This is a genomic window from Paenibacillus tyrphae (assembly GCF_000722545.1).
Lineage (GTDB): Bacteria > Bacillota > Bacilli > Paenibacillales > NBRC-103111 > Paenibacillus_G > Paenibacillus_G tyrfis.
In genome coordinates this window covers 111,445-124,308 of sequence record NZ_JNVM01000010.1, presented here as the reverse complement: position 1 = coordinate 124,308, position 12,864 = coordinate 111,445, and the positions used below count along the sequence as shown (strand labels likewise).

At 52.5% G+C, this 12,864-nt stretch carries 14 protein-coding genes; 2 read left to right on the top strand and 12 right to left on the bottom strand.

Annotated features, from left to right (window positions below; translation table 11 throughout):
* Positions 1 to 92: 92 nt before the first annotated feature.
* The gene (locus tag ET33_RS12815; protein WP_036681515.1) at positions 93 to 977 is read right to left on the bottom strand and encodes a LysR family transcriptional regulator; all 885 of its coding nucleotides are present in this window, start codon (positions 975 to 977) and stop codon (positions 93 to 95) included.
* Between the two features lie 123 nt (positions 978 to 1,100).
* Here ET33_RS12815 and ET33_RS12810 point away from each other — a divergent pair, with 123 nt between their 5' ends.
* Positions 1,101 to 2,006 carry a DMT family transporter gene (locus ET33_RS12810; protein ID WP_036681513.1) on the top strand — a complete coding sequence of 302 codons (906 nt, stop codon included), beginning with the start codon at positions 1,101 to 1,103 and terminating at the stop codon, positions 2,004 to 2,006.
* 377 nt (positions 2,007 to 2,383) lie between these two features.
* Here the strand turns inward: ET33_RS12810 and ET33_RS12805 are convergent, their stop codons facing one another.
* From ET33_RS12805 to ET33_RS12765, 10 genes are all read right to left on the bottom strand, one after another.
* Complete coding sequence (locus ET33_RS12805) at positions 2,384 to 3,073, bottom strand: response regulator transcription factor (RefSeq protein WP_036681510.1); 690 nt, start codon at positions 3,071 to 3,073, stop codon at positions 2,384 to 2,386.
* Between the two features lie 3 nt (positions 3,074 to 3,076).
* Positions 3,077 to 4,558 carry a sensor histidine kinase gene (locus tag ET33_RS12800; RefSeq protein ID WP_036681508.1) on the bottom strand — a complete coding sequence of 494 codons (1,482 nt, stop codon included), beginning with the start codon at positions 4,556 to 4,558 and terminating at the stop codon, positions 3,077 to 3,079.
* Positions 4,559 to 4,570: 12 nt separating this feature from the next.
* Positions 4,571 to 5,323, bottom strand: coding sequence for an ABC transporter permease (locus tag ET33_RS12795; protein WP_036681506.1), 753 nt, complete (start codon positions 5,321 to 5,323; stop codon positions 4,571 to 4,573).
* Positions 5,316 to 6,059: an ABC transporter ATP-binding protein gene (locus tag ET33_RS12790; RefSeq protein ID WP_036681504.1), complete on the bottom strand. Its 744-nt coding sequence runs from the start codon at positions 6,057 to 6,059 to the stop codon at positions 5,316 to 5,318. Before ET33_RS12790 ends, ET33_RS12795 begins: the two co-directional genes overlap by 8 nt.
* A 95-nt stretch (positions 6,060 to 6,154) precedes the next feature.
* Positions 6,155 to 7,051 carry a hypothetical protein gene (locus ET33_RS12785; RefSeq protein WP_036681502.1) on the bottom strand — a complete coding sequence of 299 codons (897 nt, stop codon included), beginning with the start codon at positions 7,049 to 7,051 and terminating at the stop codon, positions 6,155 to 6,157.
* Between the two features lie 230 nt (positions 7,052 to 7,281).
* The gene (locus ET33_RS12780; RefSeq protein WP_036681500.1) at positions 7,282 to 8,214 is read right to left on the bottom strand and encodes a S66 peptidase family protein; all 933 of its coding nucleotides are present in this window, start codon (positions 8,212 to 8,214) and stop codon (positions 7,282 to 7,284) included.
* A 143-nt stretch (positions 8,215 to 8,357) separates the two neighbouring features.
* Positions 8,358 to 8,516, bottom strand: a complete 159-nt coding sequence (locus ET33_RS40595) for a GyrI-like domain-containing protein (protein ID WP_152570628.1) — start codon at positions 8,514 to 8,516, stop codon at positions 8,358 to 8,360.
* 116 nt (positions 8,517 to 8,632) lie between these two features.
* Positions 8,633 to 9,688, bottom strand: a complete 1,056-nt coding sequence (locus ET33_RS12775) for an RNA-guided endonuclease InsQ/TnpB family protein (RefSeq protein WP_036681498.1) — start codon at positions 9,686 to 9,688, stop codon at positions 8,633 to 8,635.
* A gap of 4 nt (positions 9,689 to 9,692) precedes the next feature.
* Positions 9,693 to 10,091: an IS200/IS605 family transposase gene (tnpA, locus tag ET33_RS12770; RefSeq protein WP_036681495.1), complete on the bottom strand. Its 399-nt coding sequence runs from the start codon at positions 10,089 to 10,091 to the stop codon at positions 9,693 to 9,695.
* Positions 10,092 to 10,510: 419 nt separating this feature from the next.
* Positions 10,511 to 11,116 (bottom strand): pentapeptide repeat-containing protein, encoded by a 606-nt coding sequence (locus ET33_RS12765; protein WP_036681492.1) that lies wholly within the window; start codon positions 11,114 to 11,116, stop codon positions 10,511 to 10,513.
* A 205-nt stretch (positions 11,117 to 11,321) separates the two neighbouring features.
* Between ET33_RS12765 and ET33_RS12760 the strand changes: the two genes are divergently transcribed.
* Positions 11,322 to 11,684, top strand: coding sequence for an MmcQ/YjbR family DNA-binding protein (locus ET33_RS12760; RefSeq protein WP_200879207.1), 363 nt, complete (start codon positions 11,322 to 11,324; stop codon positions 11,682 to 11,684).
* Positions 11,685 to 11,803: 119 nt separating this feature from the next.
* Here the strand turns inward: ET33_RS12760 and ET33_RS12755 are convergent, their stop codons facing one another.
* Positions 11,804 to 12,799: a LacI family DNA-binding transcriptional regulator gene (locus ET33_RS12755; RefSeq protein WP_036681490.1), complete on the bottom strand. Its 996-nt coding sequence runs from the start codon at positions 12,797 to 12,799 to the stop codon at positions 11,804 to 11,806.
* Positions 12,800 to 12,864 lie beyond the last annotated feature (65 nt).

Here is a 12,864-nt window from a genome sequence, read left to right as displayed (position 1 = left end):
GTACTTTCTTACGATTCTTTTGGACAAAAATAAGGTCCAGGCCGAGGTACGCTCGAAACCTGGACTTTCGTTCGGCATGCGGGCCAGTGCCGTCAAAGCGATACTTGCTGCTCGCTCAACCACGCTGTGATATGCTTTTTGAACTTTCGCGCAGCCGGGGAAAGCTGCTTGAAGGATACGGCCGCGAGCACGATCGTGCGGTACGGATCGCCTTCGAGACCGATCATGTGAATGCCGTCCAACGCTTCGTACAGCACCATCGCCGGCAAAATGCTGATCCCGAGCCCGTTTTTCACCATCGCCATGATCGCTTGATCTTCCAGCACTTCGTATTTGATGTTCAGCGACAGCCGGTTCACTTTGATGATGCGCAGCAGGTCGCTTTCCTTGCCCCACTTCGGCATAATGAACGGCTCCGCTTGCAGTTGGGCAAGCGACATGACAGTCATCTCGCGGTAAGGGGACTCGTCTGGCACGATACAGAGCAGGTTGTCCTTAGTCAGCGGGATGATGTCGAAAGGCCGGGCCGCCGTTAACGAAACGAAGCCGAAATCGACCGCGCCGCTCGTAATCCAATCGTTAATTTCGTCGTAGTCGCCCTCCAGCAGCTTAATCTCGATCGCCGGGTGCTCCGCCTGGAACCGCTTCATGATGCCGGGCAGCCATTGGGTGGAAATGCTCGTGAAGGTGCCGATCCGCACCGTTCCGGTCTCCAGCCCTTGAATCGAAGCGACCTCCTGCTTGAGCAGCTCGCTTCGCTGGATAATGTCCCGGACATGCTTCAACACGCGCGCTCCGTTCGGCGTCAGACCGATTCCGGCGCGCCCCCGGGTCAGCAGGGTGAAGCCCCACTCGGACTCCAGACTGGCGATGGCATGGCTAACCGCCGATTGGGTCAGTCCGAGCTTCTCGGCCGTCCGGGTCAGGCTTCCCAACTCGACGACCGTACTGAATACTTCGTATTTGGCCAATGACATGGATCGTCTTCCTTTTCATGAAAATAATTCACATATTATATGATAAACATTCATTTTTCTTATTCATAGTGTACCGTTATACTAATCGATGTGTAAATACATATCGTGTAGGGAGCCGGACAGATGAGAACGGAAGTTAAAGCGGATTTGATGATGCTGGGAGCGACGATGCTATGGGCGTCTTCGTATTTGTTCACCAAAGTCGGATTGCAATCGTTGGAGACATTCAATCTTATTGCTTTGCGGCTGCTGATTGCATTTCTGTTGTCGGCACTTGTCTTTCATAAACGTGTGAGGAGCGCCAGCTGGTCGACGGTGAGTTCGGCTTTTGTGTTGGGCTCGATCTTGTTTCTCTGCTTCGTATTCATCACCTTCGGAGTCCGGTCGACCTCCGCTTCGAACGCAGGCTTTCTTGTCGGTCTCTCGGTGATTTTCGTTCCGATCCTGTCGATCCTTTTCCTGAAAAAAAGACCGGAGGCGCGCCTTCTTCTGTGCATCGGACTCGCCATCGTCGGGATCGGCCTGCTGACGCTGACCTCGTCGCTGACGATCAATCAAGGGGATATTTACTGCTTGCTCGGCTCGTTGCTCTTCGCCGTGCATATGCTCGTTACGGGCTCGGCCGTCAAACAGGGGGATGCGATCGCCCTCGGCGTGCTGCAGCTCGGTTTTGCCGGACTGTGGGCGCTGTCCTTCTCCTTCCTGATGGAGACGCCGAAGCTGCCGGATACGTTCGACGCCTGGACGTCGATCCTCGGCCTGAGCGTCTTATGCAGCGCCGTCGCCTTCGTTCTGCAAGCCAGCGTGCAAAAGTACGCCTCGCCTACCCGAGCGGCGCTGATTTTCGGCATGGAGCCGTTGTTCGCGGCGATCTTCGCTTTTGTTTTTGCAGGGGAAACGTTGACGTCCAGAGGGTACGTCGGCGCGGCGCTGCTGCTGCTCAGCGTATTTCTCGCGCAGACCGATGTGAAGAAGCTGCTCGACGGGAAGCGGCTCGCCGTCAAGAAGCATCGGCCGGTAAGCAAATAGCTTTGAAGAATTTAGAGGAACGCCGATGTCTTAACGACAGCGAAAGAGCATTGATTCGAAAAATAAGACATCTGCGGTGCGCTAACCTGACTGTGCGAAGGCAAAATTATATTTTTCGACACACATAAAGGAACGCATGTTCCTCTATCGTCCGCGATCCAATGTAAAAAGGTACGATAGCGCATCCGAGTTCCTCTAATTTTCGCAACGTACACTTTTCTGGGCGTGGCGTCACGGAGCTGCACGCTTTCCCGGCCGCGGTGTCACGACCCTGCATGGTGCGGTCAGTCCCATTAAGCACGCCCCGCGCACTCCCGCAAATAACAAGATCCCGCCTGCTCCTTTTCAGAGCATGTGCGGGATCTTTTCATCGCGCCTCAAATCTTAAACCGGTAACCCGCGCCCCAGATCGTATCGATATACTGCGGATTGGACGGGTCCTGCTCGATTTTGTCCCGTAGCTTGTGGATATGCACGGTGACGGTCGCGATATCGCCGACCGAATCGTAGCCCCAGATGTGCTCGAACAACTGGTCCTTGCTGAACACGCGGTTCGGATTGGAGGCGAGAAACGTCAGCAGATCGAACTCCCGGGTCGTAAACGTCACTTCCTGATTGTTCACGAACACGCGGCGGGACGACTTGTCGATAAGGAGGCCGCGGATGCGGATTTCCTCCGTCTGCGGAGCCCGGCTGCCGAGCAGCCGATCGTAGCGCGACAGATGCGCCTTCACACGGGCGACTAGCTCACCCGGACTGAACGGCTTGATGATGTAATCGTCGGCGCCGAGGCCCAGGCCGCGGATTTTGTCGATCTCTTCCTTTTTCGCGGATACCATCAGAATCGGAATATCGTGCTTGTCGCGGATTTTCCGGCATATTTCGAAGCCGTCTACTTTGGGCAGCATCAGATCGAGAATGATCAGATCGTAATTCCCCGTGAGCGCCTTCTTCAGCCCCTCGTCCCCGCTGTGCTCCATATCGACCTGATACCCATTGATCTCCAAGTAATCCCTTTCCAGCTCGGCAATGCTCGTTTCGTCTTCGATAATTAAAATATTTTTCATCGCTCAGCCCTCGCCGCCCGTAATTTGATGGAGCGTAAAATAAATGCTCGTGCCTTCGCCAAGCGTGCTTTTAGCCTGAATGACGCCGCCGTGCTCCTCGATAATATGCTTCGCAATGGCAAGGCCCAGCCCGCTGCCTCCGGTGCCGCTGTTCCGCGACGGGTCCGCCCGGTAAAACCGGTCGAAAATATGCGGCAGCGCCTCCGGCGGAATGCCTTGCCCGTTGTCCCTGACTTCCACAATGACCCGTTCGCCGTCGGACTGCATCCGAAGCGTGATGAGTCCCTCTTCCTTATCCATATATTTGATGGCGTTGCCGATCAAATTGACCAGCACCCGCTTCAGCTTCTCCCGGTCGGCCGTAACCCATACCGGAGCTTGCGTCTCCGGAGCGTCGAACCGAAGCGTGACGCCTTTCTTTTCAATGTCAGCGTGCAGCTGCATGTCGAGGGTGCAGTCCTGCAAAAAAGCGTTCAAATGCACCGGTTCAAAATGAAACGGCAGCTTCTTCAAATCCAGCTTGGAAAACAAAAACAGCTCATCGATCAGATGATCCATCTGAACGGCTTTGGCATAGATCGTTTTCAAATATTTGTCCAGCTTATCCGGCGAGTTCGATACGCCGTCCATTATGCCTTCGACATAGCCTTTTATGGCGGTCACGGGCGTTTTCAGATCGTGTGAGATGTTGGAAATAAGCTCCTTGCGGTTCTCTTCGTACTTGAGCTGCACTTCGACGGATTGCTTCAGCCTCCGGCGCATCTGCTCGAAGGACACCGCCAGTTCGCCGATCTCATCCTTCGCCTGCGGATTGACTTCAAAGTCGAGATTGCCTTCGCGAATTTCGCCTGCCGCCCGCTGCAATTGACGAAGCGGACGAATCACGCTGCGCGACACCCAATACGTCAGCAAGCCGTTGGTCAACACGAGAATAACAAGCAGCGAAATAAAAAATGCCGAGGTGTAGGTGCGGAAAATTTTGCCGAAAAAATTCATGTCCGTCGCGATAAAGGCACTCCCCGGACTGCCGTCCTTAAAACGGAAATCCTGCTGCCGGGATAAGAACCAAGGGCCCCGGTCCTTCATCGGCCGGGCATTGAGATCCGAATCCCCCGCCCCGTATGGCGGCAATTTGCCAAGCAGCTCCGGCTTGTTCAGCTTCTCGGACACATAGACGATGCTATCTTTTTTCCGTACGACCAGCCCCATATTGATCGGCCGGAGCCGCTCTTCGAATTGCGCCGTTACCGCCGGGTTCAGCAGCGAATCGGGATCTTGCTCCGTCTTAAGCTTCAATTCGGCGCTGATAGAGGCTTCCTTCTCAATCACTTCTTTGACGGGATTATGTTTCGTATCGACGTTGTACAGCGATTGGACGTCGCCGAAAAAAGCGGCGACAATGATCAAAAACGCTACGCCGGCAAGGATAACCGGTACAATAAGCATCATGAAATAGGAAAGTACCAACCGGACTTTGATGGACATCGCTTCGGTCTCCTAGTATTGTTTTCGCTCGAATAAGGTATAGCCTCCTGTAAAAAACAATATACAACAAGCGGCCAGAAACATAAAGACGTTCAGGATTTTGCCGGACGCCACCGAGGCTCCGAGCCACAGCATATGCCAGTCAGTGTAAGCCGCAGGGGTATACACCGCCAGCGCAGGCACGAAGTACGCGCCAAGCTTCGCCAAAGCGTACAGCAGAATGCAGACCGTCAGCGCGCCGCTGCCGTTTTTGAAAAATTGGGCGATAAAAGCCGCGGCCAATCCGAGCGTGAACAGAGGCAGCAGCGCCGTGACATAAGCGGCGGCCGTCCGGCCCAGTCCCTGCACAACCGCCCCCCCGCCGCCCAGAAACAGCAGGCTTGTCACCGATACGATAAGGGCGATTGCCAAATGCAGCGCCGTGTACCCAAGTATGGCGGCCAACTTAGATGCGAACGCTTGAAATCTTGTGATCGGCCGCGTTAGAAGCAGCTTCATCGTCTTGTCGCCCGCTTCTCCGGCGAACATATCGGACGCCGTCATGAAGAGCAGCAGCGGCAAGTAGACGGCAGTATAAAAGCCAAGCAGGACGACCGGGAAATCCGCAGAGGTCAGCGCCGCTACGCCGAAGCCGAATTGAAGCCGTGAGGCGGCAGCTGCCGCAGCAATCGGGATTAGGGCGGTCAGGACGAGAAAAACAACCGTTTTGCGCCGGGCCAACAGCTTCGCCAGCTCGTTTACCGTATTCGCATAAAAACTAGGCATGCACTTCCGCCCTCCTTTCTTCACGCACTTGTTCCATAAAATAATTCTCGAGCGTCATCGGGTTCGCGCCGCGGACAATATCCGCTACGAAATCTTCCCGAATCAGCCTTCCGTTATACAAAATGCCGATCCGGCTGCACAGCTGTTCCATCTCTGTAATCAGATGACTGGATAAGAAAAACGTAATGTGCTGTTCACGGGCCAGCCGGGCAATCAATTCGCGCATCTCCACCATGCCCTCGATATCGAGCCCGTTCGTCGGCTCATCCAATATAAGCAGCTCCGGCTCGGACAGAATCGCCGCGGCCACGCCCAAACGCTGCTTCATGCCGAGCGAGTATTGGCTTACTTTTTCGTGCTTGAAGGCGGCAAGTCCGACCAGATCCAGCACCTCGTCGATCCGTTTGCGGGACAGCTGCGGGTAAAACCGGGCCGCGAGCTCCAAATTTTTGTAGCCGCTCATGTAATCGTAAGCATCCGCCGTTTCGATAAGTACGCCCACCTTGCTCATCGCTTTCACGAAGTCGGCTGAGGCATCTTGCCCGAACAAGCGCACCTGCCCCCGGTCCGCCCGGCACAGTCCGGCAATGATTTTCATCACGGTCGTCTTGCCGGCACCGTTCGGACCGAAAAATCCGTAAATATCTCCGCGCTGCACTTGCAGCGTAATATTTTCCACGCCGCGCCGGTTGGGGTAAATTTTGGTCAATCCGTTTAGCTCCAGAACAGCTTCCATCGGCTCATCTCCTTATTCATCGAAGCTCAAGCTTTTGTGCGGACGGCGAAGGGCGGCTGACGGGCCGCCCCTCTGTCCCGCTGTGGCAATAGCGCTTATTCTCCGTGTTTTTTCACATCGAGCGTCTTCACTTGCTTGCCGCTCAGATCGACATGATCCGCCGTCGTGCCGTTGAAGTTGGATAAGCCAAAATCGGCAGCAACGACGACTTCGTGGGAAACGCCTTGCGCATCCTTACCGCTGATCGTCAGCGTCATTTGCTGCTTCTCGATCCGGTTGTCCGCGTTGACTTGGGCAGCCAGATCGAACTTGTCGATCTTCACGTCCTGCGTCAGCTTCGGCATGCTGTCTTGCAGTCCCTGGAGCTTATCGCCGAACGGCTCTTGAACGCCTTTATGATGCCCCTCTGCGTTTGCAGCCTGCTTCACCACGAGCGATCCGATCGCATTCGCCACCGCCGGAATTTGGCTTCCGCTCAGCTGCATCGAGATGTTCTTCGTCCCGTCCGCTTGCGGCGACAAGGTGACATAATCCTTCAGATTGCCGACCAACGCGTCTACGACATTCTCGACTTCGGCGCTAATGCCATCCGGAGCTTGCCCCCGGTGCTCGCCCGCCTTCCCCTTCCATTGTTTTCCTTCGATGACATTGTATACGTCGTTGTCGCTCGCTTTAACGATTTGCTTGCCGTCCTGCCGGTAGAGATTAATTCCCTGACTTGCTGCGCCACCGTTCAGGTTGATTGCCGCGCTCATTTCGTTCTTCGCCTTATCTTCTTTGACGGTCGACTGCACGTCGAGCAGCTTCGTTCCGTTATCCTTCACCGTGACATTCATTTGCTTCGTCACATTTTGTACCGCGAACGTTTGCTTGACGGCTGACTTATAAGCGTCGTACCCTGGGGCGTCTCCGAGCCCCGCATAGGCGGAACCGATCATAAGCAGGCTTCCGACGGCTACGCTAACTCCGGTTAATGCGACTCGTTTGTTCATGTTTCTTCCTCCTTGGGATTGGGGTTTGAAAGCATCTCCGGCTTCCATAATTCCATCCTAAACGGAAGAGCTAAACATTCTAGAAAACGGAGATTAGCCGTTTCTAAACAAATCATTAAAACTTTATTAACTGGGCATCCCGATTCCTCACGGGATACAAAAAAAACCGGATCGTTCTGATCCGGGGTGGTAGAATTCGACTAAGATTCAACAAGACGCTGGCAATTTTGTTAGGTCTGCCGAACGCTAACCGCCGGTTCAAGCAGGGTTAGCGTGTTGTTGAACGTATTCAGGTTCACGAGAGCCCCGATAGGAATAGCCGCTTTATATTGGCCGTGTCCGGTTGCGAGATTCGTCAGAAGAGGCTTGCCGAGAGGAACGACGAATTCGGTGATTACATTTTCATAGGACTTCTCGTAAGCGGCCGGACAATCCGTACATTCGCCCATGACGATGCCAAGACAGTCCTGGAACTTCCCTGCCAGCTTCAAATGATTCAGATACCTGTATACCGTATTGGCCGGCTCGTGGGTTTCTTCCAGAAACAGCACCTTTCCCCTTGTATCGATCTCGTAAGGCGTACCCAACGTATCGACCACAGAGGTCAGATTGCCGCCGACGATCGGTCCGGTAACATTCCCCGGCACACGGCTGACAAGCGGAACATCCGGCGGATTTACAATGGGGCGGTAAGAAGATATTGACGATACGGCGGTAAAAAACTGGTCGAAATTATACGTGGGAGTTTCCGGTTTGAAATCAATCAGCATGAGGCTGTGAAAAGTAATAAGCCCGCCATACAAGTACAGTGCATTCAGAAGAAACGTCACGTCGCTGTAGCCGGTAATGATTTTCGGATTGCTTCGGATGATGCCGAAATCAAGGTAAGGAAGCATGCCCGACACGCCTACGCCGCCGCGGGTGGGAAGAATCATGTTGACCTGCGGATTGGCGAACATCGTCATCAAGTCGTACGCCCGCTCTTGATCGGTACCGGCGAGAAAGCCGTTACGGGCATACGCATACCGTCCCAGGACGACCTGGAACCCCATCCCTCTCAAAAACTGGACGCGCGCATCAATCACATCTGCTTCCAGCGGACTGCCCATGGCAACGACTCCGATGGTATCGCCTTTTTGCAGCGCAGGCGGTCTAATGGCCATATGCCCACCTTCCTCTCCCAAAGCGTCGTGCGACTTCCGTCTTTTCAAGTATATGGGGGCACATACCTGGCCATCCCTATTTTTCGCTGCATATAAAAATGATTTATCAGAAGCAATCCAAATACCATGAAGTCCTGTTTCCATTAAATCAGCTCTATCGGAATGTAAATTTCCGTTTCGGAATCTTCGTTGTCGGGACCTTGATAGGCAGATCCGTAATATTCAAATTCATAAGGAAGGGTCAAGGCGTATTCCGACTGGGGAAGCCTCGTTTCATAGATGTACTTTTGAGCCTCCAACACGGCTAAAGCCGAGGGATTCTTAGCTAGTTAACGCACGCAGGCCATTTCTGTTTTGTGCAGACTGCTAAGTTAAGAGCTAGCTCATTAGCTCATCCTAGATCAGAGCGTATAGCTATCTAGGCTGATAGACTGTTACCATCTATCACAGGTTGGCGCATGATGTTGATGGCTCCAACTCTGTCGCGGTGTGAGCGATACCCGCATGAACATTGATACGTTCGGTCCATTGCCTTGTTCAGTTTCTCGCAGTTTGGACACGTTTGGGAGGTGTAGGCAGGATGGACTTCGATGATGTTGATACCGGCCAATGCCGCTTTGTATGCGATAAACATTTGCAATTGATGGAACGTCCAGTTATGCAAGTTTTTAGCGTTTTTACGACTTGTTCTTGTCGTTTGGCGAATGTTCGTTAGCTTTTCCATCTTGATGACCGATACTTGTTCTTCGATCGCCATGTTCACGATCTTACGGCTGATTTTGTGGTTTTGGTCTTTTATGTAGCGATGTTCTTTATTTTCTTGCTTACGGATTGCAGAAAGTTTCTTTAACTTGCCCATCTTTCTTCTGCGCTCCTTGTATTTGCGGCGAATGTACTTGTTCTGTCTGCCGTTGCCAACAAATTTCGTCTTACCTGTTGAGGTGACAACAACGGCAGGGATTTTTAAACCCAAGTCAATTCCCATCGCGACATCGCCGGTTGCTTGTTCTGTCTTTCTTTCAACAGAAATTTGTACGTACCACTTGCCCGACTTCTCAACCACTATTAAGAGGCCAAGCTTGCCGCTGGATAGCAAACGTTGTTCGCGTTCCGTTACACGAGCCGAAATCTTGAGTCGCTGTACCTTTCCGTCCAACATAACAGGAAATGCAACGCTATGGTCCCCGAGTGAATAATTCTGGTTATTTACGTAGTAGGCTCTGCGCTTGAGAACCGGACGTTTTCCTTGCTTTTTCGTCTTTTTATGAATGCTTTGCGCATCGCGAATGGCTTGGTTCTTTATGGCGGATGGAAGTTTGGCATCGACATCCTTGGAGGTGAGCTTTGGAAATGTGCCCGATGCTTCCGCTTGTTCGGTTAGGAGATTGACCGTTTTGATGTATTCGCCCCCCATCTCCTTGAGCAGGGAAACATCGTTTGGGAATATTCGAATTTGAACGGTTACGGTTTGCATGGCTTCACCCCCTTGTCTTTTGTTCTTCTACATAACGTTTGATGGTTTCGCTCGAAACATTCCCTGCCGTGCTGACAAAATAGGAACGTGTCCAAAGGCTTGGCAGATGCTTCAAGTGCTTAAATTCTTGACGCAAAAATCGCGAGGTCGCACCTTTCAATTTTGCCATAATGTCCGCTGGAGAATCCGTTGGTCGCACGTTTAAGAATAGTTGCACATGATCAGGCATGACTTCCATCGCAACCATAAGCCAATCGTTTTCCTGACACAGCTCTTGCACAAGCTCTTTAAATCGCGCTTCTACCTGATTCACAAGTACCTTTCTTCGGTATCGCGGGCAAAACACAAAATGATAGTTGATGAGTGATACGGTTGTTGTCGTTCTTCTATATTCTTGTCCCATACACCGATTGTATTAGTTTAAATATACAACTGCAACAACATGAAAGAATGTAGGACAATGAAGCTGTCTAAAGACAGCCCTTGTCCTAAGCCGTTTCATCCCATGCCTAAAGGTAAGGGCTTTCTCGGCTAAGATCTGTAAGGTTCGGAAATGCTCAAGCTCATCTTCCCATTCTCCGATTGAACATAACCGACAGCTATGATTGTAAATGATTTGCTTTCTTGTGTCTGCAACTTCATCATTCTCTTCTTCTTTTTCTTTATTGTACCGGCCCCCCCTGATATTTTCCTGATCCTGCTTGCGCTGTTATGGGCCATTTCGCCCGGTTATTGAACGAAACCTGATTTCATTTGACACGTCCAACGGCAAACAGCCCGCGGTCACCCCGCGAGCCTCATCCCATACTTATAGCCTCTCCTCTATTCCACCTTCGCGCCGTGGGAGCGCAAAAACAAGATCGCTTGCGCCGCGTCCATCCGGGCACCCTTAACCTCAAGCGACTTAAAATCGACGCCGTCCAGGTTCGCACCTCGCAGATCGGCTCCGTGCAGCTTGCATTTGGCAAGCTGCGTACGGGAGAGATCGGCTTCCCGCAGGTCCGCTTTTTCGAAATTGCATTCGTACAAGTCGGCTTCCGTGAACCGGACACCTCTCAGGTTTTGCTTGGACAGGTTGGCGTGCCTCAGATTTGTGTACGACCAATCGCCCCGCTCGATCGATATCCCGTCGCAGCTGGCCTCGGAGAAGTCGGAGCCAACCATTTTGCACTCCTCGAATTTGGCAACAAACAGATTCGCGCCTCTAAATCGGCAGTTCGTGAAAGCCGAGCCGTGATGAACGGACGCATTGAACTGAGCCCCGGTAAAATCGCAATCGATAAACCTGCAGCCTGACGTCAACAGCTCCTCCAAATGAGCGGCGCGAAAACGGCAGCGCGTGAACGTGCAATTGCGCAGCTCCCCCTCGCGAAAATCCGCTTGACTGAAATCTTTTTCTTCAAACGATTGATCCGTATATTCAAACATCCGATATCATCCATTCCTATGAATAGTAGGAGAATAGCTAAACCCGAACAAAACAGGAACAAATGTTCCTATTTTTATCATAACAGATATCGGAAAAAGAAACAAGGTTTAGGTCTGACAAATTCATCCTTCCTATCCTTCTGGTAAGAACCCGGGGTCATACGTTACAATAGAGCAAAAACAAGTCTCAAGGAGTCGTTAACTTATGATCGATCATGCCCGTCTAATAGAATACGGACTGAAAAAGCCCGGAACAAGCCTCAAGCATCCTTTCGATCCGGACCTGCCCGTCCTGTTCGTCGGCGACAAAATGTTCGCTCTGCTCGGCAACCACCAAGGCGTCCCGAGCGTCAATCTGAAATGCGATCCCGACAACGTCTGGCTCGTACGGCAAACGTATCCGACCGCCGTGCTTCCCGGCTACCATATGAACAAGCGGCACTGGAATACGGTCGTGCTGAACGGTGAAGTTCCGGACACCGAGGTATTGGACATGCTGGAGGAATCGTACCAGCTTGTGTACCGCAAGCTGACCAGAGCCGTGAAAGAAGCGATCAACGGCGGTTGACTCATCGGACGGATGAGACCGCTCAGAACCGGGAATCCCGGCTGACGCAAAATTTCTTTAATTATTTGTAAATGAAAAACAGCATCTGGTTGGATGCCGCCACTGCACTATTCCGCTCCCTAAGCCTTAAGCGCGGCCGTCGATTCTCTGACGACCAGCTCGGGCTTCCATTCGACCGTGACGCTTGCCGTCGAGCCGGCTCCGATCCATTTGAGCAGCAGTTCGACGGAGCTCTGGCCGATGTTTTCCGCCGGCTGGCGAACCGTCGTCAAATAAGGACGAAGACGGGACGCAATATATTGATCGTCATATCCGATGATCGACATCGCCTCCGGCACCCGCATTCCCCCCTCCGCCAAAGCATTTACGATCCCGACCGCGATATAGTCGTCGCCGGCGAATACGGCCGTGGGCAGCTTCCCGCTCCTGATCCATGACTTCGCCGTTTCGTAGCCGAATCCGATTTCGTAGTCCCCTTGTACCACGGCGAACGGAGAAAGTCCCTCCTCCCGGAGCGCATCCAAAAAACCTCTCTTTCGCTCCCGCGTGCTCAAAAAATATTCCGGCCCGCATACGTGGGCGATCGAGGTATGGCCTAACGAAAGCAAATGCTTCGCCGCTTCATAACCTCCATAGTAATTATCCGTCAGCACCGAAGGGACCATGTGATCCCGTCTCTGATTATCGATGAGTACGAACGGAATGCTCCGCTTCTTCAATTGGGCGACATATCGGTCCTCTTCCGGCAAAGACAATAGAATCAAGCCGTCCACCCGGTCTTCGTGCATCAAATCGTGACTTTCGCGGGAACGAACATCGTTCGAGACGGAAAGCGCCAGAAAATAACCGTACCGGGCAAGCGTGCGGTTGATTTCATTCACGACCGTCTCAAAAAAGCGATCGTGCAGCGCAGTCATTATCAAACCGATGATGCGGGTATGACCCCGGGCAAGACTTTGCGCTGCGGCATGAGGCCGGTAATCCAAAACCTCGATGGCGTCCAGCACCTTTCGCCGGTTTTTTTCCCGTACGTTGCCCGTGTTGTTTAATACCCGGGAGACGGTCACCACCGACAATCCGCAATATCTGGCTACGTCGTATATGCTTGCTTTCATGGGGCAGGCTCCTTCCGATACGCGCTATGAAAATTAAACCGCTTTAATTTTTGGAATAGGCAAAT